This is a genomic window from Aliidiomarina halalkaliphila (assembly GCF_007096385.1).
Lineage (GTDB): Bacteria > Pseudomonadota > Gammaproteobacteria > Enterobacterales > Alteromonadaceae > Aliidiomarina > Aliidiomarina halalkaliphila.
This window is the reverse complement of the sequence record NZ_VJWL01000002.1, coordinates 156,113-179,444: the sequence shown is the minus strand read 5'-3', so window position 1 is coordinate 179,444 and position 23,332 is coordinate 156,113. Positions and strand designations below refer to the sequence as shown.

26 protein-coding genes are annotated in these 23,332 nt (G+C 50.9%); 15 read left to right on the top strand and 11 right to left on the bottom strand.

From position 1 onward, the window contains the following. Nucleotides 1-10 precede the first annotated feature (10 nt). Genes flgD through flgB form a run of 3 tightly spaced genes read right to left on the bottom strand, consistent with a single transcriptional unit; the run spans nt 11 to nt 1,528 of the window. On the bottom strand, nt 11-688 hold the full coding sequence (gene flgD, locus FM042_RS07420) for a flagellar hook assembly protein FlgD (protein WP_232366400.1): 678 nt from the start codon (nt 686-688) through the stop codon (nt 11-13). A 4-nt stretch (nt 689-692) separates the two neighbouring features. Further along, nucleotides 693-1,097, bottom strand: a complete 405-nt coding sequence (gene flgC, locus FM042_RS07415) for a flagellar basal body rod protein FlgC (protein ID WP_143235790.1) — start codon at nt 1,095-1,097, stop codon at nt 693-695. A gap of 14 nt (nt 1,098-1,111) precedes the next feature. Beyond that, entirely contained in the window at nt 1,112-1,528 is a 417-nt protein-coding gene (flgB, locus tag FM042_RS07410; protein ID WP_143235789.1) for a flagellar basal body rod protein FlgB, read from the bottom strand. A gap of 221 nt (nt 1,529-1,749) precedes the next feature. Here flgB and flgA point away from each other — a divergent pair, with 221 nt between their 5' ends. The 4 genes from flgA (at nt 1,750) to FM042_RS07390 (ending at nt 3,934) form a co-directional block, all read left to right on the top strand. Then, a complete protein-coding gene (gene flgA / locus FM042_RS07405; protein ID WP_143235788.1) occupies nt 1,750-2,469 on the top strand; it encodes a flagellar basal body P-ring formation chaperone FlgA in 720 nt (239 codons plus the stop codon). Between the two features lie 113 nt (nt 2,470-2,582). Beyond that, nucleotides 2,583-2,858 carry a flagellar biosynthesis anti-sigma factor FlgM gene (gene flgM / locus FM042_RS07400; protein WP_232366399.1) on the top strand — a complete coding sequence of 92 codons (276 nt, stop codon included), beginning with the start codon at nt 2,583-2,585 and terminating at the stop codon, nt 2,856-2,858. 14 nt (nt 2,859-2,872) lie between these two features. Then, a complete protein-coding gene (locus FM042_RS07395; protein WP_143235787.1) occupies nt 2,873-3,322 on the top strand; it encodes a flagella synthesis protein FlgN in 450 nt (149 codons plus the stop codon). Between the two features lie 42 nt (nt 3,323-3,364). Next, nucleotides 3,365-3,934, top strand: coding sequence for a hydrolase (locus tag FM042_RS07390; RefSeq protein ID WP_143235786.1), 570 nt, complete (start codon nt 3,365-3,367; stop codon nt 3,932-3,934). A gap of 46 nt (nt 3,935-3,980) precedes the next feature. Here the strand turns inward: FM042_RS07390 and FM042_RS07385 are convergent, their stop codons facing one another. Together FM042_RS07385 and FM042_RS07380 are read right to left on the bottom strand one after the other, a co-directional pair. Beyond that, on the bottom strand, nt 3,981-5,333 hold the full coding sequence (locus FM042_RS07385; RefSeq protein ID WP_143235785.1) for an amidohydrolase family protein: 1,353 nt from the start codon (nt 5,331-5,333) through the stop codon (nt 3,981-3,983). Between the two features lie 177 nt (nt 5,334-5,510). Beyond that, on the bottom strand, nt 5,511-6,356 hold the full coding sequence (locus FM042_RS07380; RefSeq protein ID WP_143235784.1) for an ion transporter: 846 nt from the start codon (nt 6,354-6,356) through the stop codon (nt 5,511-5,513). 240 nt (nt 6,357-6,596) lie between these two features. Here FM042_RS07380 and FM042_RS07375 point away from each other — a divergent pair, with 240 nt between their 5' ends. From FM042_RS07375 to mnhG, 7 genes are read left to right on the top strand one after another with little or no spacing between them, the layout of a single operon-like run. Beyond that, entirely contained in the window at nt 6,597-9,140 is a 2,544-nt protein-coding gene (locus FM042_RS07375; RefSeq protein ID WP_143235783.1) for a putative monovalent cation/H+ antiporter subunit A, read from the top strand. Next, nucleotides 9,137-9,568 carry a Na+/H+ antiporter subunit B gene (locus FM042_RS07370; protein ID WP_143235782.1) on the top strand — a complete coding sequence of 144 codons (432 nt, stop codon included), beginning with the start codon at nt 9,137-9,139 and terminating at the stop codon, nt 9,566-9,568. Before FM042_RS07375 ends, FM042_RS07370 begins: the two co-directional genes overlap by 4 nt. Before the next feature lie 13 nt (nt 9,569-9,581). Further along, a complete protein-coding gene (locus FM042_RS07365; protein ID WP_143235781.1) occupies nt 9,582-9,929 on the top strand; it encodes a Na+/H+ antiporter subunit C in 348 nt (115 codons plus the stop codon). Further along, nucleotides 9,926-11,437 carry a Na+/H+ antiporter subunit D gene (locus FM042_RS07360; protein ID WP_143235780.1) on the top strand — a complete coding sequence of 504 codons (1,512 nt, stop codon included), beginning with the start codon at nt 9,926-9,928 and terminating at the stop codon, nt 11,435-11,437. Before FM042_RS07365 ends, FM042_RS07360 begins: the two co-directional genes overlap by 4 nt. Next, nucleotides 11,434-11,907, top strand: a complete 474-nt coding sequence (locus tag FM042_RS07355) for a Na+/H+ antiporter subunit E (RefSeq protein WP_143235779.1) — start codon at nt 11,434-11,436, stop codon at nt 11,905-11,907. Before FM042_RS07360 ends, FM042_RS07355 begins: the two co-directional genes overlap by 4 nt. A 17-nt stretch (nt 11,908-11,924) precedes the next feature. Then, nucleotides 11,925-12,194: a monovalent cation/H+ antiporter complex subunit F gene (locus FM042_RS07350; RefSeq protein WP_143235778.1), complete on the top strand. Its 270-nt coding sequence runs from the start codon at nt 11,925-11,927 to the stop codon at nt 12,192-12,194. Then, nucleotides 12,187-12,621, top strand: a complete 435-nt coding sequence (gene mnhG / locus FM042_RS07345; protein ID WP_143235777.1) for a monovalent cation/H(+) antiporter subunit G — start codon at nt 12,187-12,189, stop codon at nt 12,619-12,621. Before FM042_RS07350 ends, mnhG begins: the two co-directional genes overlap by 8 nt. Before the next feature lie 25 nt (nt 12,622-12,646). Here mnhG and cysK read toward each other — a convergent pair whose 3' ends face one another. Together cysK and cysE are read right to left on the bottom strand one after the other, a co-directional pair. Beyond that, complete coding sequence (cysK, locus tag FM042_RS07340; protein WP_143235776.1) at nt 12,647-13,624, bottom strand: cysteine synthase A; 978 nt, start codon at nt 13,622-13,624, stop codon at nt 12,647-12,649. After that, a complete protein-coding gene (gene cysE / locus FM042_RS07335; protein WP_143235775.1) occupies nt 13,625-14,434 on the bottom strand; it encodes a serine O-acetyltransferase in 810 nt (269 codons plus the stop codon). A 184-nt stretch (nt 14,435-14,618) separates the two neighbouring features. On the opposite strand from cysE, the gene FM042_RS07330 reads away from it, so the two are divergent. After that, entirely contained in the window at nt 14,619-15,908 is a 1,290-nt protein-coding gene (locus tag FM042_RS07330; protein WP_143235774.1) for a metal-dependent hydrolase family protein, read from the top strand. 70 nt (nt 15,909-15,978) lie between these two features. Here FM042_RS07330 and FM042_RS07325 read toward each other — a convergent pair whose 3' ends face one another. Both FM042_RS07325 and yihI read right to left on the bottom strand, forming a co-directional pair. Continuing rightward, nucleotides 15,979-16,449 (bottom strand): DUF2489 domain-containing protein, encoded by a 471-nt coding sequence (locus tag FM042_RS07325; RefSeq protein ID WP_143235773.1) that lies wholly within the window; start codon nt 16,447-16,449, stop codon nt 15,979-15,981. A gap of 28 nt (nt 16,450-16,477) precedes the next feature. After that, nucleotides 16,478-17,023 (bottom strand): Der GTPase-activating protein YihI, encoded by a 546-nt coding sequence (gene yihI, locus FM042_RS07320; RefSeq protein ID WP_185960734.1) that lies wholly within the window; start codon nt 17,021-17,023, stop codon nt 16,478-16,480. A gap of 1,048 nt (nt 17,024-18,071) precedes the next feature. Here yihI and FM042_RS07315 point away from each other — a divergent pair. After that, nucleotides 18,072-19,853: a DUF885 domain-containing protein gene (locus FM042_RS07315; RefSeq protein ID WP_143235771.1), complete on the top strand. Its 1,782-nt coding sequence runs from the start codon at nt 18,072-18,074 to the stop codon at nt 19,851-19,853. Nucleotides 19,854-19,922: 69 nt separating this feature from the next. On the opposite strand, the gene FM042_RS07310 is transcribed toward FM042_RS07315, so the two are convergent. Continuing rightward, nucleotides 19,923-20,861 (bottom strand): DMT family transporter, encoded by a 939-nt coding sequence (locus FM042_RS07310; protein ID WP_143235770.1) that lies wholly within the window; start codon nt 20,859-20,861, stop codon nt 19,923-19,925. Next, entirely contained in the window at nt 20,858-21,481 is a 624-nt protein-coding gene (yihA, locus tag FM042_RS07305) for a ribosome biogenesis GTP-binding protein YihA/YsxC (protein WP_232366398.1), read from the bottom strand. The genes FM042_RS07310 and yihA overlap by 4 nt, the downstream gene beginning before the upstream one ends. A gap of 187 nt (nt 21,482-21,668) precedes the next feature. Here yihA and FM042_RS07300 point away from each other — a divergent pair, with 187 nt between their 5' ends. Then, complete coding sequence (locus FM042_RS07300) at nt 21,669-22,310, top strand: c-type cytochrome (protein WP_143235768.1); 642 nt, start codon at nt 21,669-21,671, stop codon at nt 22,308-22,310. Between the two features lie 92 nt (nt 22,311-22,402). Beyond that, entirely contained in the window at nt 22,403-23,230 is an 828-nt protein-coding gene (locus tag FM042_RS07295; RefSeq protein WP_143235767.1) for a putative RNA methyltransferase, read from the top strand. Nucleotides 23,231-23,332 lie beyond the last annotated feature (102 nt).

The window sequence follows — 23,332 nt, the reverse complement described above, 5'->3', positions numbered from 1 at the left end:
TGACCTTGGATCAGATTACCTGACGTACATCTTCAAGTCGGACCGGCTCATAAATACCACCGAGGTCTAAACGCGGACCATCTGGGTGGCCTTGGCTTACAGCCAATACCTGTGCGTAATTAAAGCTCTTAGACGACACCGGCTTGCCTTCGGCTTCCGCTTCTACACGGAACCGATAAGCGCCGTTAGGGGCCTGTGTGCCATCGGCTAACTTTCCATCCCAGGCAATAGAGTGCATGCCTGAATTCATGCGACCTAAATCAAGTTCACGAACAACTTGGCCACTTCCATCGACAATAGAAACTTTCACTTTCTCAGCATTACGACCGAGCTCAATACCGATCGGTGTGGTTTCACCTTCACCTACCAAAACGCGCTCGCCCGGCACTAGTACAGCTTTGCCAATCAGTGCGGTCGCTTGCATAAATTTGCTGGCATCGATTTGGTCGTTGATACCGTTCATGGTCTCGTTCAGTTGCTCGATGCCACTTACCGTGTTTATTTGCGCAAGTTGGGAGGTCATCTCCGCGTTATCCATGGGATTCAGCGGATCTTGATTGCGTAACTGTGCGACGAGCAACGTCATAAAGTTTTCGCGCATTTCCGCGCTATTTCGCTGCCCTGCCGGCCCACCACCATTAATCGCATTGATTACGGATGGGTCGAGTTGATTGATATTCGGCGTCATCACCTTACTCCCCGATGCTTAGGGTTCTGAGCAACAGCTGTTTGCTGGTATTCATCACCTCAACGTTGGCTTGGTAGGAGCGCGATGCAGAGATCATATTGACCATTTCCGCCACCGGATCCACGTTTGGCATTTGCACATAGCCTTCTTCATTGGCTAAAGGATGGCCGGGGCGATACTCCATTCGGCCTGGCGTTGGGTCGGTGATAACTTCCCGCACTTGCACGCCACCCACACCGTTGTTGCCATTCAACTTGTTTTCAAACACGACTTGCTTGGCTTGATAGGGCGTACCGTTTGGTCCGGTGACACTATCGGCATTTGCCATATTGCTGGCCGAGACATTCATGCGTTGTGATTGCGCAGTGAGGGCTGAGCCAGAAATATCAAAAATTGAGAACATACTCATCGGTGTGTCTCCTCTTACTCAGGCTGCATCGCATTGCGCAATCCGCTAATGCGACTATTTACAAACGTCAGGCTGGCTTGATAACGCACGGAGTTATCGAGAAACTTACTGCGCTCGAGGTCCATATCTACCGTATTGCCATCCAATCGCGATTGCGCTGGAACCGTGAACTGCATGGTTTGCACACCTGACATAGCCGCGCCTGATCCTGCAATATGACCGTTATGGGTGCGTTGTAACTGGTTCGTTGCTTGGGCTGAGCGGCCTTGGTCAACAGCACGCTTTAGCTCTGCGGCAAAATCGAAATCACGGGCCTTGTAGTTCGGCGTATCCGCGTTTGCAATATTGCTTGCCAGCACCTTTTGCCGCTGATCTCGCAAGTTCAGCGCTTCTTGGTGGAAGTTAAATGCTCCGGTCAATTTGTCGATCATGACGCTACCTTTTGCAGTTATGTGGTGCCAAAGCACCGTTTCTTTTATTCATTCCGAAACCTCAGCGTGACGCAGGGGATTTTCGGCATGGTCAAGATTAGCGGTGGGATTGTCGAATCAAATGATGAAAAAAGCCGCTTTTTGATCGCCATTTCTCGCCTTAAAGCGATTCAAGGATCCCTATAATGAGCATCGGGAAAGTGGCTTGAAGGTATTTGGTTATGACATTACAGCGCATAAAACGACCGCACCTACGCGCGCTCCGCGTCAGCGCTCTGGCTGCTCTGTGGGTGTTTTTAGGCAGCATCCATGCAGTACAGGCTGACGATAACCGCGCCTTGGTACAGGCTGTTCAGCAATTCTTGTATGCCGAAACCCAAGGCCTTGCCGATGAAGTGGTGATCGAAGTCATTCAACCAAATGCGCAGTTTGGTCATTGTGTGCAGCCACAACCGTTCTTCCCCAATCCGGCACAACGCTCTGTCGGTCGTGTTTCTGTCGGTGTACGCTGTGGTGGCCAAGGTCAGCAAGTACGTTACATGCAAGCGCAAATCACCTTGATGGGGCACTATGTCGTTGCCGCTCAGAATATTTTACCAGGCACCTTACTCACCTTAGATATGCTAACTATGGATTACGGTGAACTGCCGCGAAATGGTGGTGACACGATTCTAGAGAAAGAGCAGTTATTAGGTAAATTAGTCCGGCGCTCATTGCGCCAGGGCCAAGTATTTCAATCACATATGGTCCAATCTGCGCCGGTCATTCGCCGGGGCGATCGCGTCAGTGTCACGGTGCAAGGCAGCGGCTTTGAAATTTCCCGAGAAGGTGAAGCGATGGACGAAGGTGGTGTGGGTGATACGATCCGAGTTCGGCTGTCCCAGCGCGAGATTGTATCTGGGCAAGTGAAGGCTGAGGCGCGTGTGATTATCCAGCCTTAACACCGGTGGATTTTTACGCAACGAAACGCTGATTTTTTACCCGAAATTGTGCTAAAGTTTCACTATCAACGGCCGATAATGCCAGTAAGACCCACTACTGTAAGGGGAAAATCTTGAAAGTTAACGGCATTCAATCATTGCCCCTGACCAATCAAACGGACCAGGGCAAACAAGCGGGTAAGTCGGGCGCAACCGACAAAGCAGCCAGTGCGAGCACGCCTGGTGCGGTAACGCACTTGAGTCAAACATTGGACAACACGAGTCAAGACATCGATATGGCGCGCGTGGAAGAATTGCGTGAAGCCATTCGTGACGGCAAATTAGATATCCGTGCCGATCAAATCGCCGGCAGCCTAATTGATAGCGTTCGCGAGTTACTCGACAACTAACACGAGGCTGAAGTATGAGCCTTCAAGCTTTGCTTGAACAGCAGCAACACCGACTTGAATCCTTGCTCTCGTTATTACAACGGGAGCAATCGCTATTGGGCGAAGGCGCCATTGATGGTGATCAACTCGGCGAGCTTGCGAAAGCGAAGCAAAAACTTTTTGTTGAACTGGAAAAGGCAGAGTCGTCACGACGCTCAGTCCAAACGCGTCTCGGCTACGACCTTGATACTCAAGGTTCCCAGAAGGCTGCAGCAGATGCGGGCTGTGCTTCTCATTGGCAGCGTATGCTGGAACTTACCGAGCAGGTCGCCCACCTCAATAGCCTCAATGGCGAACTTATCGCGCATCGATTACAGCACAATCAGCATATGCTAAATTTGCTTCGCGATGCAGCTGGTTCTTCACTCTACGGCCCCGATGGGCAAGCCCAGAAAAACCGGCGCCGAGTTAACTCTCGCGCTTAAATTTGTCATACTGCGTTCTTTGATGGTCATCAAGGCGTTCCTATGACAGCATTCACACCGTCGCAATCGACACTGCACGCAGCCCAGAGCCTCCTCTTAATTATTGATATTCAAGAACGGCTTGCGCCAGCCATTGCCAATGTCGACGCACTTATTGCTGAAAATGTTCGCTTGCTGCGCGTGGCCGCCGAACTTCAGCTCCCCCGCCTCTATACAGAACAATATCCAAAAGGCCTTGGAGCTACGGTGCCATCACTGCAAGAACCGCTTGCCGGAGCTCATTTCTACGAAAAGATTCACTTTAGCGCTGGGCGCGAGCCTGAATTTCGTGATCAACTTGCGTCCCTTGGCCGCACCCAAGTTGTGGTTACCGGCACGGAAACCCACGTATGTGTATTGCAGACCGTACTTGATTTACTGGCCCTCGAGTATCACGTATTTGTAGTGGCTGATGCGGTATCTTCGCGAAGCCCTGAGAATAAAGAACGGGCTTTAGCGCGTATGGCACAAGCGGGTGCTCATGTTGTGTCGAGTGAAATGGTGATTTTTGAATGGCTCGAGCGCGCTGGCACAGATCAATTTAGAACCATCAGCAAAGCTTATATCCGCTAAATTAAAAACTGCGCTCATGCCGTTCCGGCGCGAGCGCAGCCAATCTCTATTCTTGTTCTTCCTGATATGCCCGTTCAATTTCAGCGAGTTTCTCGTCGATTTGCGCGCGACTCCACAGCTCACCGCGCACCATGACCCATTCCGGTGTATATAAGGTTTCGATATTGGTTAACGGATTATCAGACACCAAAAGTAAATCCGCCCGCTGATCAGGAATCACTTGACCGAAGTTATCCTCTTCTTGAAAGTATCGGCCCACTGCTACAGTGCCCGAATAAATTACATCATAAGGACTCATTCCCGCCGCCAACATATGCGGAATTTCTCGACGCATAGACAGGCCTGGCACACTGAATAGCTGGGGTGCATCCGTTCCCAATAGAATCTCCACACCTTCTTCATGCATTATTGCCAATAAGCGGCGTCGATTTTCTGCATGAATGCGAGCGGTATCCCCCGTGTAATACTGGCTGCGGGGTTCTGCAAGAAAGTTCTTCCAGCCCTGCCGTACTTGCGTTGGCACATATTTGAGTTCCTCAAAACTCAGCAACGCATCTTTGTCTGCCGCACCAATAATGGTTTCCCACAGTGCCATGGTAGGCACTACGCCTACCTGATGAGCTCGAGTAAATTGCGCAAGCTCGCGCAGCGCATCGTCGCTTACTTCCGCCTCAAAGCCATTTACCTCTGCCATGTATCCATCTAAATGATCGATGGTTCGGCTTCCCAAGATAATCGCATGGCGAATCCCTACATCCTCTGGCACATGCCCGGCAAAATCGATGCCTAGTGTTCTGGCTTCTTCCGCTAGCGCTTCGTAGTTACGTAAGGTGAGACCTGGGTGAATTTTCAATAGATCCCACCCTTCTTGCTTGTGTTCCCGCACCCGCTCTCGTGCCTGCAGCGGCGAGGTTACGGTATTGCCATTAAAACTTGGACCGGCAAGATACAGAGTAGGTCCCACCCGGGTACCATCCGCAATATCTTGCTTGAGCTGCAACTGATGGGGATGCCCCAACATACCGCGTACTGTAGTAACACCGCCGGCTATGTATAAGAACAATGCATCGTCGAGATAACGGTCTGGAACACCTTGAAAGGACTGTAACGGCGGCACATGCCCATGCATTTCCGCTAATCCGGGCAATAAATATTTGCCTGTTCCATCAATACGTCGCGCCCCTTGCGGGATCGACAAGATCCCCGCGGGCGCAACTGCAGCAATCCGATCACCCTGCACGAACACCGTTTGATTTCTGCGAATGGGTCGGTCAGATCGCTCTGCCATGGTGAGCAAATTCACATTTTCAAACACCGTCCATTCCGATTCGGTTTGCGCTGATGCATTACTGAATACCGCCAAAGCGGCAATCACCATTCCTATTCGAAGGATCGTCATATAACCCCCACCAGTAAAAAGAATAGGCCAAAGGCAACCCTGTCGGTGTCGACGAGCGCTATGCCAAGCCTATCAAGAATAACTTAACTATAGCGCTGCTCTGGGGATCTTGCGAAGGAGGTCGGCGAAAGAGCTTAAGCGTTGGGCGCGTATACCGATGGCAATGGCGCCCGTTCACTAAGATTTTCGCTGCTGTTCTGTGAGCTGATTAATGTGCGCGGTGAGGTGGTCCATTTTCTCATGGAGGCCTGCCACATGGTCTTTTATGGCATCCAGATCCGCAGACTCACCGACCCCTTGTTCCTTGTCAAAGGCACTGCTTTCTTTTTGCATCACATCGAGCACAATCCCAATCATCATATTGAGGAAAATAAATGCGGAGAAGAAAATAAAGCTTAGATAATAGATCCAGGATAACGGGTAAACTTCCATAGTTTCGTACATAATCGACGTCCAACTTTCGAAGGTCGCGATACGAAACAGTGTAAGCATGGCCACTGCCACGTTTTCCCAATAGAACGGATTCACTTCGCGGAAAAACAAGCTGCCGGCGGCACCGTAAATATAGAAAATGATAAACATAAACAACGCCACGTACGCCATCTTCGGCAGGGCTTTCAAGAACGCGCCCATCAGCACCCGAAGTTCCGGCACAATTGAGACTAAGCGCAGCACCCGGAAAATCCGGAGTAAACGCGCCAGCAACATACTCTCAGCGCTATCCACCGGAATTAAGCTACCCACTACGATAATAAAATCGAAGATATTCCAACCGTTCTTAAAGAAATCCCGGAAACGTCGTTCCGCAGCAATGCGGATGGTTAATTCAACAATAAAAAAGAGGGTAATTGCGTAATCAAGTACATCGATCAGCCCAGAGTAAGGCACTACCTCATCGTAGGTTTTTGCCCCAATCACCAGTGCTGAAAATAAAATGATCGCAATCACGACTGTTTCAAACACTTTATTACTGCGTAGGCGCTCGAACTTATCTTGCCATACTCGGTAATCGGCTCGTTCCATAGGGTTACAGCTCACTTCGGGATATCTATGCGATGGGATCGCGGGCTTGGTTTCGAGGCAGGATGTTAGAGACTATGACAAAGAATTCAAGGGAAATTTCTGTTGATTTACACCGCTTATGGCATACATCTGAACGCGCATCACTTCACCCAAAATTGGGATTTGTGCTAAATTACCCCTTTGTGCGTATGATTTAACAGTTAACTTATTGATTTTTCGATTGGCCAAAGAGGATTCTCGATGCAAGTTGCCGTACTGGTAATCTACCTTGCCGCACTATTGGCGCCCTGGCTTTTTGCCCGCCAACAGCACCGGGCCGCATGGTTCCTTGCGCTAGTTCCAGCAGTACTCACCGTTTGGTTTGCCGGCTTTGTACCCGCTATTGCCGGCGGTGAAGTGATCGTGCATGAATACGCTTGGATTCCGGGGCTGGATATCTCCTTCACCATGGTGCTGGATGGCTTATCCTTGCTGTTTGCATTGCTTATCTGCGGTATCGGTACCTTTATCGTGCTGTACGCGGGAAGCTATCTAAAAGGCGACATAGCACAAGGGCGTTTTCTTGTTGTTCTTATGGCCTTTATGGGGTCAATGCTGGGTTTGGTGCTGGCAGATAACCTCATCACACTCTTTGTGTTCTGGGAACTTACCAGCATCACCTCGTATTTACTGATTGGTTATAACCACCATCAGGCCGCTGCTCGCAAAGCCGCGTTGCAAGGTCTTATCGTCACTGTGGGTGGCGGACTGGCGCTGCTTGCAGGCTTTATTATGCTTGGCTTTATGGCCGGTAGCTTCTCCGTGCAAGAAATTCTCAACGGCTCTGAAGTGATTTCACAGCACCCGTGGTATTTGGGCATGATGATTTGCGTCTTATTAGGCGCTTTTACCAAATCAGCGCAATTCCCATTCCACTTCTGGCTACCTAATGCCATGGCCGCACCTACGCCTGTGAGTGCCTATCTGCACTCGGCAACCATGGTAAAAGCCGGGATCTATTTGTTAGCGCGCTTACATCCTGAGCTAGGCGGCACCGATTTCTGGGTAATGACACTCACCGGATTTGGTGCCTTTACCATGCTCACGGGCGCCTTTATGGCCGTGCGCAGCACGGATATGAAAAAGCTTCTGGCTTACTCCACGGTGATGGCCCTAGGCTCACTCACCTTCCTGCTAGGTGTCAGTACCGAGTTGGCTATGGTCGCATTTGCCGCATACTTACTCGCCCATAGCTTATATAAAGGAGCTTTATTTATGCTCGCCGGTATCGTTGACCACGAGGCCGGTAGCCGCGACGTCACCGAAGTGGGCGGGTTGCGCAAGCAACTGCCCTTAAGTGCGGGTCTTACCTTGGTGGCGACCTTATCACTGGCGGGGATCCCCCCCTTGTTTGGCTTTGTCGCAAAAGAAGCGCTGTTAGAAACCATGCTTGAAGGCGGTGTATTTGTGGCGCTGATGGCCCTTGTCGTGGTTGCGTCAATCCTCGTAGTAACGGTGGCTGCAGTGGTGGCATTACGGCCCTTCTTTGGTGCCTTTAAAGCACCGAAAGCTGCCGCCGACATTCATGAGCCCCCGCTACCTATGTTAGCGGGCCCGGCGGTATTGGTGGCGTTGTCTGTGTTCGCCGGCTTTTTCCCGGGCTTGGTTGGTGCATGGATTACCTTACCTGCGAGTATGGCTGTTGCCGGCACCACCATCGACAGCTATCTCGCCTTGTGGCACGGCTTTAATCTGCCGTTATTGTTATCCGCGATCAGCTTGGCCATCGGTGGTTTCTTATTCACCCGTTGGGATGCATTGCGCGATCGGTTAAAAGTACTGGACCCCATGGTGGTACGCGGCCCAGAACGCGGCTATTTCTATTTTATGGACGCCATTGTTTGGGTTGCTGAATGGCAAACCCGGAAGCTCCAAAACGGTTCCATGCGTAACTACTTGCGCACCATTACCCTCACCTTTGTGGTGGTCACGGGCTATACCTTATTGAGTCGGTACCAGCTGCATTGGAATTGGGATCTGGATTTTTACTTCCATGAGTTCGTCGCGGTATCCATTCTAGTTGCCGCCGCCGTGGCCGCGAGTATTACCCACTCGCGCTTGGGCGCAGTAGCGGCCATGGGGGCGGTCGGCTTCTCCATTGCCTTTATCTTTATCTTGTTTAGCGCTCCAGATTTGGGGATTACTCAAATCCTAGTGGAAACTCTGACGGTAATCTTGTTGGTACTCGTACTGTTCCGGTTGCCCAGCTTCTCCAATATTTCCACAACCGCTGAACGTATTCGTGATGCGGCAGTGGCCCTAACCGTCGGTGTACTCATGATGTTCCTCATTATGATCACCATTGATGTGCAGCTGTTCGAACCCATTTCCGGCTACATGATTGAAAACAGCTACCCACTGGCCCACGGCCGCAACATTGTGAATGTCATCTTGGTCGATTATCGGGCCCTAGATACCCTTGGAGAGATATTTGTACTTGCCTTAGCGGCCATGGGTGTTTACGCCATGATTAAATTCAATCCGCAAACAGCACCCGGCGCGAACCACTTCGCCGGCACCTTGATTTTGCCGCCGAAGAAAATTCCTGAGAAAGATATTGTGCATTCACTCGACGAAATTCATCAGAAGATGTTGGAAGATCAAAATATTTTGGAAGCGTCCGATGACGACGATGAAGACGACGGGGATAACACCATTGTGAATCCAGATACCAGCAGCGAGCATCCGCGCGGGGATTACCCCCATAACGATGACTCTGAGAAAAAGGAGGACAAAGACGTATGATGAAACCAGGTACGTTGATCCTGCACGCTGCGGCCCGTTTTTTGGTGCCCTTGCAGCTCTTATTCTCGGTGTTCTTGCTCCTGCGTGGACACAATGAACCCGGCGGTGGCTTTATCGCCGGCCTCGTTGCTTCAGGTGCATTCGCCCTTTACTTATTTACCTTTGGCGCCGCAGTCACGCGGGATCTCATGCGCGTGGATCCGCGCAATCTCATCGGTGCTGGTTTGTTTATGGGCATGATCTCGATTTTCCCGGCGGCACTAAATGGCGAGCCGTTTTTAACCGCGCAGTGGTGGCCGGTGATGCTGCCTGGCGGCACCGAGATCAAACTATCAACGCCGCTGATTTTTGATATTGGCGTTTACTTTACCGTGTTCGGTTCGGTCATGATGATGCTCATCGGCCTCACTGAAGCAGAAGAACACTAACCAGGGAGCTTACATGGAACCAATTATGGCCATTGTTGTTGGCCTCCTGTATGCCGCAGCAATATATATGATGTTGCGTCGCAGTATCGTTAAGCTCGTGATCGGGCTGATGCTGCTGTCGAACGCAGCCAATCTACTGATATTCACCTCGGCAGGGATGACCCGTGGTGCCCCACCCTTGATTCCATTGGGGTCTGTACTCCCGGATGGCGCTGTGGCGGATCCATTACCGCAAGCCCTCATCCTCACGGCGATCGTGATTGCCTTTGGGGTACTCGCCTTTGCCGTGGTACTTATTCACCGGGCGTATAACATCATTCGTACCGACAACCTGGATCAGATGAAGGATACCGATACGTGAGTTTTGAAGTTGCTCTGCCCGTTATAATTCCGCTCCTTACGGGTACGCTTTGTGTCATGTTGTGGCGCTACAACATGGTGCAGCGCGTGTTATCCATTTTGGGAAGTGTTGCCTTGTTGGCGAGTAGTATCTGGCTACTCGTTTCTGTGTTGCGTGAAGGCCATGTGGTGATGTACATGGGCAACTGGGTCGCCCCTTACGGGATTACCTTAGTAGCCGATATGCTCAGTGCCATCATGGTGGTTCTTACCGGGATGATGGCGGTCGCAATCGCGATTTTCTCGTTGTCATCCGCCTCACCCAGTCACGAACGCTTTGGTTACTACCCGTTAATGCACTTGCTGCTGGCGGGTGTCGCGGGCTCGTTCTTAACCGGCGATATCTTTAACCTATATGTATGGTTTGAAGTGATGCTGATCGCCTCCTTTGCCTTGCTGATCCTCGGTGGCGAGCGGGCGCAAATGGAAGGTGCGGTAAAGTACGTGACCTTAAACCTGCTGTCGTCTGCCATTTTCCTTAGCGCGATTGGTTTGCTATACGGTATCACCGGCACCCTCAATATGGCAGATATCGCTGTGAAACTGGGTGAAGCAGAACACACCGGAATGGTTGATGTAATCGCGGTGATGTTCTTAATTGCCTTCGGTATTAAAGCCGCCGCATTCCCATTGTTCTTCTGGTTGCCTGCGTCTTACCACACAGGTCCGGTGGCGGTGTCGGCATTATTTGCCGGTTTGCTAACCAAAGTGGGCGTGTACGCACTGTTCCGGGTATTTACCCTAATATTTAACCAGAACCCCGACTTCACCCATGAACTCTTGTTGTGGGTGGCTGTGGGCACCATGCTTACGGGTGTATTGGGTGCGGCAGCACAGTTTGAGTTCCGCCGTATTCTGTCGTTCCACATTGTCAGTCAGATTGGCTACATGATTCTTGGCTTGGCACTCTTTACGCCGCTGGCCATTATTGGTGGGGTGTTTTACATCATGCACCACATCATAGTGAAAACGAATCTGTTCCTGATTAGTGGTATTACCCATCGCTTGATGGGCACTTACGATCTCAAACGCTTAGGGGGTATGTATAAAGCACGCCCCATCTTAAGTATCTTGTTCCTAATACCGGCACTATCACTGGCGGGAATTCCACCGCTCAGCGGGTTCTTTGCCAAATTTATCATTATTAAAGCGGGTATCGAGCTTGAAGCCTGGTTCGTGACCTTTATTGCATTACTGGTTGGGCTGCTTACACTCTACTCAATGATTAAAATTTGGGGCGAAGTGTTCTGGAAGAAGTTACCGAAAGGAGTAGACAGCTCCGCCCTCGACGAAGGCAAAACATCAGGCTCTCTGGTGGTCCTTTACGTACCCGTCGTGTTACTAGCGGCTTGTACCCTGTTTATTGGTTTAAATGGCCAGCCCATCTACGAGTTTGCCGAGTTCTCAGCGGCGCAACTTTTAAACCCTGATGGGTACATTGATGCTGTATTGGGAGGTAATCGCCCATGACCGGATTTATGTGGAACTTGCTGCTGGCCCTCATGTGGGTCGTGCTCACCGGTGATGTAGGCGGGATGAACTTGCTGTTCGGCTTGTTCATCGGTTACTTAGTACTTGGGGTGATGCAACGGCAGATGCCAAGCTTACGCGGGTATACTCGCCGGTTGCCGCGATTAATTCGCTTTGTTGGTTTTTTTATCAAAGAATTAATTGTGGCCAACTTTACCGTGGCCTTTGATATCGTCACGCCGGTCTGGCACATGAAGCCTGGCGTAATCGCCATGCGCCTAGAAGCAAAAACCGAACTTGAGATCACCATGGTGGCGAATTTGATCTCACTGACACCGGGAACGTTAAGTTTAGACGTCTCGGATGATCGCCGCGTTCTCTACATACATGCGATGTTCTTGGATAATGAACAAGAACTGCGTAACAGTTTAAAAGATATGGAGCGTCGGGTTCTTGAAATCCTGCGCTAAATGCTGAAGGAGGCACTGTGCACTATATATATCTCATCACCTTCGGCCTACTGAGTATCGCCTTGGTGCTGATCTTTATTCGCTTATTGATTGGCCCCACGTTGCCGGATCGGGTGGTCGCACTTGAATTACTAGCGACTGTAATCGTGGGTATGACAGGCGCCCACGCCATATTTACGGAACGTTCTAGCTTTATTGATGTGGCCATCGTGACCGCATTAACCGCATTCTTAGCCGCCATTGGCTTTGCCCGATTCCTTGAACGTGGAGGTCCGCGAGATGACTGAAACTATCGTCAATTGGCTGGTCGCCATTTTTATGCTGTCTAGCGGAGCATTTTCGCTATTGGCTGCGGTGGGGATTTTACGCTTACCCGACTTGCTGACCCGCATGCACGCGAGCACCAAGGCCGGGGCGCTTGGGGTAGCTTTAATGATGGTTGCCGCCATGTTGCACTTTAACGACCTAGTGGTGATGGCCAAAGCCATGGCGGTGATTTTATTTATCTTTATCACCGCCCCTGTGGCAGCCCACGCTATTGGCCGAGCTGGTTACTTTATTGGTGTGCCAATCTGGGTAAAAACCATCAAAGACGAGCTCTACAGCCACTACGACGCAGATACGCACCGCTTGCGCAGTGGTTTAGAAACAGAAGAGGAACTGAGCAAACCCGCGAAGGATAAACCGCGGATTCGGATGAGTTCGAAGAAGTAAAGTGGAGCGAGCAACGCTTGGGCCGTTATGGCTCAAGCTCTTGCTCCGTGAATAAGCCTTTAAACAACGGCGTACTCAGATAGCGTTCCGCAGAGCTAGGTAAGATCACTACAATATTTTTACCCGCGTATTCAGGAAGCGCCGCAATGCGGTTTGCCGCAACTACGGCAGCCCCCGACGAAATCCCCGCCAAGATTCCTTCTTCCTGACACAGTCGCAAGGCCATGTCATAGGCTTCGTCGTTGGTAACTTGTTGGGTGCCTTTTAATAATGATAGGTCTAAGTTAGCTGGTACAAAACCCGCACTAATACCCTGGATCTTGTGAGGAACATGGGTAAGCTCTTCGCCAGCAATGGTTTGGCTAATCAACGGCGAATCTGCTGCCTCAACCGCCCAACAGTCCACTGCTTTTTTCTGCTTTTGGAAGTACCGGCCCACACCGGTAATAGTCCCGCCCGTACCCACGCCTGCGACAAACACATCCACATTGCCCTGCAAGCTATCGTCAATCTCTGGCCCTGTTGTTTGCTCATGGATCAATGGGTTCGCCGGATTCTCGAATTGACGCACGTAAACATATTTATTTGGTGCGGCTTCCATTAGCTCAGCTACTTTTGCGAGTGCCCCTTTCATGCCATTTTCAGCGGGAGTAAGTACTAACTCCGCACCTAACGCTTTCATAAGCTTGCGCCGCTCTAAGCTTGCCGACCGCGGCATCACAATGGTGAGCGGAATACCCTTACTTGCCGCGACTGACGCCAAGGCAATGCCAGTATTTCCCGAGGTGGATTCCAGCAGTACTTTACCCGGCGTTAATAAGCCTTTCGCTTCCGCATCTGCGATTAAGCCATAACCCAAGCGATCTTTCACGCTGCCGGCTGGGTTGCGACTTTCGATTTTGGCATAAATATGGGTGTTGGCAGCAACCACCCGATGTAATTTGACCAACGGCGTATAGCCAATACTGGCGGCGACATTATCAAACACTGTTGGTACTGACATTTAAGCGTCTCCATCGGATTTACTGCGGGCTTTCTCGGCTTTTTCTTTCTCAGCCATCACTTCTTCGTCTTCTAATTCAATTTTCGGGATATCGCCACACACATCACCACCCATGCGGTTAATGGCGTTGCACATTTCTGCGACCCGCTCATCCAATACGTGCATATGGTCGAGCATACGGCCCATCGACATCGCCACAGGATCCGGGTTATCCGTCGATACCGCATAGGCATCAAAGCCATATTTGCGCGCAATCGCTTCCCGTTTGCCGTCTTTGGAGTCGGCCTTGTTCGCGCTAGTGGCAACAATACGGCCCGGAATACCAATCACGGTAGCGCCGCTCGGTACATCTTTCACAACCACGGCATTGGAACCAATCCGGGCATTTTCGCCAATCTGTAGTGGTCCTAATACCTTGGCGCCAGCACCAATGACCACGCCATTGGCTAAAGTCGGGTGGCGTTTGCCTACTTTCCAGCTGGTGCCGCCTAACGTGACGCCATGGTAAAGCGTGCAATCGTCACCAATTTCGGCGGTTTCACCAATCACCACACCCATGCCGTGATCAATAAAAAAGCGTCGCCCAATCTTTGCTGCAGGATGAATCTCCACTCCCGTAATCCAACGGGCGATCGTGGATAACCAACGCGCAAGCCATTTGAGCCGCCAGTTCCACAAGCAATGACAGAAGCGATGAATCCAAATAGCGTGCAAGCCCGGATAGTTGGTTAGAACCTCAAAAAAATGACGGGCTGCCGGATCGCGCTCATACACGCTGGCAATATCTTCACGGATTCCGCGGAATAACATAGAACGCACTCGCTCAGCAGAAGAAGTTTTGCGGCAGAGCGTCTGCTCAACCACCTGAAATATGCTACGTTGTGGTAAGTATATCGTTTAACAAGGCCTTCGGTGAAGTGACCTCGAAGAAGATGTACAAAACTCCGTAAACAATTGGCTTACACACACGAAGAAATAGCCGGAGAACACACACATGCACAAACCAGTTTATGCTTTAGCCGCAGGCCTGTTATTGGCGCTGCACAGTGTCGCAGTGGATGCTGCCACACTTATTCACGCAGGACGCTTAATTGACGGCACTGAGGCGGATCCACGCAGCAACGTGACCATTCGCGTGGAAGGCCAGCGTATTGTTGGCATCGATAACGGGTTTACTCGCCCAAGCGCCAGCGATACCGTGATTGACCTTCGCGATGCCACGGTGATGCCTGGGTTTATTGATATGCACACGCATATTACATCGCAACTAGAACCCGGCTCTTATATGCACCGTTTTACCATGAATGAAGCCGATGTGGCCTATCGCGGGCAAAATTTTGCCAATATCACCTTAAACGCCGGCTTTACCACGGTGCGCGACTTGGGTGATTCCTTTGGTGTGAGTATTGCCCTGCGCAACGCGATCAATAATGGCTTGGTTGTCGGGCCACGCATCTTTACCTCCGGCAAATCGTTAGCCACTACCGGCGGCCATGCGGATCCTTCAAACGGCTATCGCCGCGGTTTAGTGGAAACACCCACGCCTATGGAAGGTGTTCTCAATGGTCCGTATGAAGCAAGACAAGCGGTTCGCGCCCGCTATCAAGAAGGTGCCAACTTAATTAAGCTTACGGCGACCGGAGGCGTGCTATCACTCGCGGATAGCGGCGATAATCCGCAGTTTATGGATGATGAACTCGTGGCTATCGTTGAAACCGCTCACGATTACGGTATGAAAGTAGCGGTTCATGCCCATGGCAAAGATGGCATGATTCGGGCCATTAAAGCCGGTGTCGATTCCATTGAGCATGGCACTTACATGGACGACGACGTCTTCGCGTTAATGAAAGAATATGGCACCTGGTATGTACCCACCATTACTGCAGGCAAATCCGTGGCTGAACGCGCGGAAATTGAAGGGTACTTCCCGGCGCAAGTACGTCCGAAAGCACGTGCTATTGGCCCATTGATTCAGAACACCTTCGGTCGCGCCTATGCCGCGGGTGTGAAGATTGCCTTTGGCACCGATGCCAGCGTGTATGATCACGGCGAAAATGCCCGTGAGTTTGTATACATGGTGGAAGCCGGTATGCCAGAAATTGAAGCCATCCGTGCCGCGACTATGAACGCTGCCACCCTGCTTGGGCAGGAATCGGAACTCGGCAGTATTGAAGTGGGCAAGCTCGCGGATATCGTCGCTGTGCGTGGCAATCCATTAGAAGATATCGCCGTGTTACATCAAGTGTCTTTTGTGATGAAAGACGGTCAGGTATTCAAGCAGTAATCGCGGTGCAAGCTATTCAAACACAAAAAAACCTAGTGCGTGCACTAGGTTTTTTTCATTTACGTACTGATTAACGAGCTTGCGCGGCCCGCTCTGCGCGCACCCATACCAACACCGCGGTAATGTCTGTTTGAATACTATCCGCCATTTCCACTTCGTACCCTTCTCGCTCGAGATCAAGTTTACGGATCTCTTTCTTCGGGTAGTCTTTGCGTGCATCATGCGTGGGCATATGTTTAATACGCTCATACATGGCATGAATGGCCGGGAAGCGTTCAGGGAATCCTGCCCGTTCCGCCTCCGGAAGGTTATCGAGCAGAACTGCAATGCGAATGCAGCCTTCCGATAAAGGGCACTGATCTTGCTGCATCGCCTTGGCAATGGTTTCAATACTTTCATGCAAGTAGTGCAAGCGCTTACCTTCAGCTGCACGCATCGCGTTGTTCTGTGAACGCAAGCGCGTGAGCAGCATGCCTGCGTACACACTCAAGGCAGCGATAACGATTACTGCAACAATGATTAAAATCCACATCAACACCATGGGACTCCTTTAACTGACGTGAGTTAGGCTATTTACGTTCGTTACTGTCTGTATCTGAGTCAAACCCTGAATCAAACTCAGCACCTCGGTCAAAATCAGGATCTTCCTCAAGCGCCTCGTCGAGCATATCCGAGGTATCGTATTCCCAGTCTTCGTCGTCATCGCTATCGTCAATCTCGATACCTAAGCGATCCGCGAGCTCCTGATAACGCGCCAGTTGAGTATCTACGTAGGCTTGGTCGTTTTTGTTCAACACGATGCCGTTCTCGAGTTGCGCCAGTAAACCCTGAAGCTTCTGATCGTTTTCAATCCACTCGAATTCTTTTTCCGGGCTCATCGCTTTTGGTTTCACCTTCAAAGCAATAGGCTTTTTGCTGCCATGGCGTGGATCCGCTTTACTCGCTGCGCCCGCAGTACCTGCAGAGGATGGCTTACCAACAGCATAGCGCGCCCCTGAAGGGAGCCCTTTGCCCTTATCTTTACCCGCTTTACCTTTCTGCTGCTTTGCTTCAGGCCGCTCAGCCTTGCGCAATGCAAGCGGGCCCGACTTTCGAGTTTTCTTCTGACGCGTCATATTCAACCTTTTCCACGAGAATACGTAATCTTCGTATATTCTAGCGTATTCGGCGCCCCGACACATTAAAACTAGCAACACCCGGTATCCAACGCACTGCGTTGGCCCGAGGCTGGGAACGGCCCGAACCGGCTAAAGGCCCAGGGGCAGAATTGGCCCCGTGAGGGACGCCGTAAATATATCCCTATAGGCTTGGCTGCCGCATCCCTGCGGCAGACACCCTCACGAAGCCAATTCTCCCCCTGAACCATTGTATCCAACGCACTGCGCTGGTCCGAGGCTGGGAACGGCCCGAACCGGCTAAAGGCCCAGAGGCAGAGTTGGCCCCGTGAGGGACGCTCCAAAAGCAAAAAAACCAACGCGATGCGTTGGTTACTGGAATTGCAGGCAATAAAAAAGGCGATGAAAGCCACCGCCTTGATGTGAACCCGTGCACCCCCCAGGGTGATCTCGAGAACGATTGTCGCTAATGTCCTTAGTTTTGTAGTTTTTCTTCCATGCAAATTGCCATCTCTTTTTATCAGCTTCTTATGAAGCTCCTTATTCACGATGGACAAACTTGTTACTACATATTTACTCAGCGGTTTTTTTACCCGCTTTCATTATAATGTTTGCGTTGAACCGCCACACTTTTATTCTTCTGTTCTACTTCACTGTGGGCTAGATTCAGTACGTTCGCGCGGTATATAGGCTAGCGCGTAAGCCCTCTCCCAAATGTAACAAGTTTACGACTTTTCTGTGAAACATTTAATTAACACAGAAAATTCCCCCTCGCAACTTGCGTTCCCCCTTTCACAGCCCTTTGCTAATAAGCAATGTGCTGCGGAAAGTGTTCGTAATACGGGCCTAAGATTACGTGATTCAGCGAGATTCGCAACAACTTTATTGATCTATAAAATGAGTTTTTATTACAAAATGACTTAAAACGCAACAAAATTCATAACTTATGTTATATTTTGTCAACCCAAGGATCATCCCTATCAGACTAGTAATCTGTTGATTCTCAATGCAGAATGAGTGGTCTTTTCGTAAATGTGAGGTATATAACATGCGCTTACTAATGTTACTTGGCGCAGCGATGCTTCTTTCGGCTTGTCAGACCACTTCAGCGCCGGAATCACCACGTTCAAGCATCTCCGCCGACCAAAAGTTTACAGAAATTGCCGATGAAGCCTGGCAATTCAATCAGCGTCAGAGTGGTTTGCTCGCCCCTGATGCTCGCTCGGCGGGTGCCGATGCACGCTTAGCCGATATTAGGCCGGATGCACTGGCCGCCGCCCATGAACAACGCGTGGCTTTCTACCAGTCTATTACCGCCATCGATCCGGAACGCCTGAGCGAAGAGAATCAAATTAACCGAGATATGATTCTGTATGCTCTGCGTAATCAGATCTCTCGCTATGAGTTCAATATGCATCTCATGCCGTTAACCAATGAAACCGGCCCTCATAACAGTATTGCGCGTTTGGGTGACATGATGCGCATTCAGTCGACAGAGGATGCAGATGCTTATTTGGCCCTTTTGCGCGACATACCTACGTGGCTTGGCCAACAAACGGCGTATATGCGTCAAGGTATGGCGAGCGGCATGATGCAACCGCAAGTGGTACTCACGCGCTTTGCAGATGGCATTCAAGCCTATGTGACTATGGACCCAACAGAGAGCGTGTTCTATCGTCCGATGGCCCAAGCAAGTCGCCATCTGAGCGAAGAAGAATTTGCAGCGCTTGAAGTTGAATTGCAAACCGTGATCGCAACGGTCGTGAATTCCGCATTTATGGATTTCTACGATTTCCTAAACGATGAATACATCCCTAACGCACGCACCGAGATCGCCGCACATCAATTACCAAACGGTGAAGCTTTTTACGCCAACCGCGTGAAGCACTACACCACCTTGGATCTCACCCCGGAAGAGATTCATCAAATTGGTTTAGAGCAAGTGGCTATTATCCGTGCGGAAATGGAAACCATCATTGAAGAAGTCGGGTTTGAAGGCAGTTTCGCTGAATTTATCCATTTTCTCCGTACCGACCCTCAGTTTTACACCGACTCACCCGAGCAGCTCCTCAAAGAAGCGGCATGGATTGCCAAACAAGCCGATGCAGCACTGCCGAGCTTGTTCTATCACATGCCACGCACGCCTTATGGTGTGGCACCAGTGCCTGCTGAGATTGCTCCCAACTACACCCAAGGGCGCTACGTTAGCCCGCGCGGCGATGACACGCCCGGTTACTATTGGGTGAATACCTATGCGGTTGAAACACGCCCATTGTACGAGCTTGAGGCGTTAACTCTGCATGAAGGTGTGCCTGGTCATCACTTCCAAATTGCCCTCGCCATGGAAATGGAAAACGTGCCGGCGTATCGCCAGTCCACTTACATTTCTGCGTTCGGTGAAGGCTGGGGCTTGTATGCTGAGTACTTAGGTTTAGAAGCTGGTTTTTACCAAGACCCATACAGCAATTTTGGCCGTTTAACCTACGCCATGTGGCGAGCAGCACGTTTAGTGGTGGATACGGGCATGCATGCGATGGGTTGGAGTCGTGATGAAGCTGTGGAATTCCTCGGCAGCAATACGGCGCTTTCCCTGCATAACGTAAATACTGAAATCGACCGCTATATCAGCTGGCCAGGTCAGGCCCTATCGTACAAGCTGGGTTTGCTCACGATTCAAGAATTGCGTGCAGAAGCAGAAGCCGCCCATGGCAGTCACTTTGATGTGCGTGAATTCCACGACCAAGTGTTACGCAATGGGAGTGTGCCTTTGGCCACGTTAGAGCAGCAGGTGCGTGCTTACATCGACCGCAAAGCGCAGGAAATTCGCTAATTGCTGAGTGAGCACCACTCACACCAATAATGTAAAGCCAGCTTAGGGAAAAAACCTACGCTGGCTTTTTTATTCGTCTTTAAGCGGGTTTTGACCCGGCTCACTGGCCACTGGGGTCACGTCGGCGGTGGCCAACGGCTTGCGATTGGCCAACCACACACCAAATAAAATGAGGCCCATTCCCGCAAACTGCCAGACACCAATGATCTCACCGTCGAGCACCCCAAGCGACATGGCCACCACAGGAATCAGATACGTCACTGAGCTGGCAAATACAGTATTCGCCACCTGAACCAGGTGGTTAAACAAAATCAACGCCATGGCAGTACCCACAACACCCAATACAATCACCGCGGAAAACGACGTCCAGGCTTGAACTCCATGTAATTTAGGTAAGATCTCTGCCGGGCCGAGCAAATACAAACAGGCGACCGGTAACACCATTAACAAAGACACACCGGTAATGGTTAAGGGGCTTTGATCGGGCAGGAAGCTGCGAATCAGATTAACATTGGCACCGTAACAAATGGTCGCTAATACAACGAACAAGGCATAGCCGTTCACCACAAATTCACCGCTGGCGCTCATCAATACCAACAGTAAGGTGCCAACAAATCCCACTACCAGGCCCACCAGCGTAGGCCCGGTGACCACTTGACGAAAAATAAAGGCACCGATAATCAAGGTAAATAACGGGGTAAGTGCGTTAAGGGCGCCGGTCACACCGCTGTCGATCTGAGTTTGCGCTAAAGCAAACAAGAAGGCCGGTAACAAACTTCCGGTCATCCCAATGGACAATAGTACCGGCCACTGATGCCGTCGGACTCGGCGAATCCGAACGATAGCAAAAGGCGCCAGCACAGCCGCCGCAACGGCTAAACGCAGAGCGGCCACTTCTGGAGGTGTGAAGGTATGTAATCCGGTTTTAATGAGCCAAAACGAGCTGCCCCACACGAGTGCAAGCAAAAACAGTTTTGCCCACGAACTCAGTGGATGGGCTTGGATCATGGATTCTCCATGTGAGGCGTTTGGAACCACTGCTGAAGAACGCTTTCGAGCTCTGGCAGTCCGCTCTTATTCAATGACGAAAAGGTAATCACAGATACGTCGCCACCGAAGCCTGGGATCGCTTCTTTAATTTTTAATAAGGTTGCTTTGCGTGCGCCACTTTTCAATTTATCGGCTTTGGTAAGCACCGCGAGCACCGGCAAATTACTCTCCACGGCCCAATGAATCAGCTCTTGGTCGAGATCTTTCATCGGATGCCGAATATCCATAAGCACCACAAGGCCGCGCAAACACTTACGCTCTTGTAAATATTCAGACAGCGCCAATTGCCATTTTTGTTTCATTTCTAACGGCACTTTGGCGAATCCATAGCCGGGCAAATCGATCAAACGACGCTCATCGTCGAGGGCAAACACGTTTATCTGCTGGGTCCGGCCCGGCGTTTTACTGGTACGGGCCAAGCTATTTTGCCGCGTAAGCACGTTAAGCGCACTGGATTTACCGGCATTGGATCGGCCAGCAAACGCAACTTCCATACCGCTATCAGCAGGCAAATGGCGGATATCCGGCGCACTAATCGTAAAGTGTGCTTTTTGGAAACTTAGGGTGTCGTTGCTCACGATATGCCTCAAACATTCAGAAAGGATGCATATTATGACGGATCTCACCGCAATCTCCAACCAGAGATCCTGCATTCAGGCGTTTCATCGCGGCGAGAATCGTGTAAAATACCCACTGGAATTCTATTGTTAGCGACAAATATTTTTCGGGCAAGAGAGCCCAACCGAATACTAGAGAAGAGAGATCATGAAAAAACTCGCGATTCTATGTGGTTTTGTGTTGTTCGCCAGTGGCGCAGCATTCGCTTCCGACAGCAACCGCCCGGTTGGTGACGCAGAAGCGGGTCAAGAAAAAGCAGCAGTATGTGCAGCATGTCATGGCCAAACTGGAAATAGCCCTACTGGTGATTTTCCAAATATTGCCGGCCAAGGTATGAAGTATTTAGTAAAACAGTTAAAAGACTATCAACTTGGCAATGAAACCCAAGGTGAACGTGGTCGCTACAATATGCTCATGGCTGATCAAGTGAGCAACTTAAGCGAGCAAGATATTTACGACCTCGCCGCATTCTACGCAGCACAAGAGCATGAAGTGGGTTCTACCCCCGAAAGTGCCATCGAAGAAGGCCGTCTATTATGGTTAGGGGGTGACGTCGATCGTGGTATTACCGCGTGTGCGGCCTGTCATGGTCCAAGCGGTTTGGGTATGAGCTTAGCAACCTTCCCTCTGCTGAGCGGTCAGCACCCAGAATACACCGCTGCGCAACTGAAAGCATTCCGCTCTGGCGAGCGTGCCAATGATCCAAACGGCATGATGCGTGATATCGCGGTGAAATTAACCGACCATGATATCGAAGTATTGTCGCAGTTTATTCGTGGTTTGTATTAAGCCTCGATGCACGACCTGAACTCAGAGAAAGCCCGGTTATGTGCCGGGCTTTTTTGTCGCCGTCACCTGCACTTGCTCCGGAGTACGTTACGATGATTCCGCTCTGTTGCCCCCTCGATGGCGAACCGCTTATCCATAGTACCGACCAACGCAGTTTGCATTGTTCCGCAGGTCATACCTTTGACTACGCCAAAGAAGGCTATCTGAACTTACTTCCTGCTCAGCACAAGCGTTCAAAAGATCCAGGCGATAGCAAAGCCATGGTGCAGGCCCGCCGAACCTTTCTAGAACAAGGGTTTTATCAAGGCATTGCCCAAGCGGTGGCCAACATCATTAATGCCCAAGGTGCCCATACCCTCCTCGATGCGGGCTGTGGAGAGGGCTATTACATCCGACAACTCGCCGCTCACACTCAGGTCGTCGAATTTCTCGGAGTGGATATTTCCAAATGGGCAGTGCGAGCCGCCGCCAAACAACAGCGCCTGATGCCAAAGCCAAGCCAATGGGTGGTGGCGAGTAATGCGGCCTTACCGGTGGCGAGTGGTCGCATCGATGCTCTGCTCTGTATGTTTGGTTTTCCCATGTATTCGGAATTTGCGCGGGTGCTCTCGCCGCAAGGCTATGTGCTCTTAGTAGAACCTGGCCCGGATCACCTGATTGAACTGCGAGAGATACTCTACAGCCAAGTACGACGCGACGATGCGCCCGTGACCGCCCCCGAAGGATGGGTCTTGCGCGAGCAAGATAAGTTTCGTCAGTCTATTTTTCTGCCCGATGCAGAAGCCATCGCCCAGCTTTTGGCCATGACACCGCACATTCATCGCGCCCCGCAAGCGGGTCGAGACGCCATTGCGCAGCGCACTGACTTAGCGTTGACCATTGACGTGAAGCTATCCGTGCTCAGGCCGGCTGAGCCGTAGCCATAAAAAACCCCGGCACAAGGCCGGGGTAAAAAGTGATGTTCAGGGAAAACATCTTTAGGAGAGAGCGCATCGCGCTCACTAACTCAGAGTCCCCCTTTA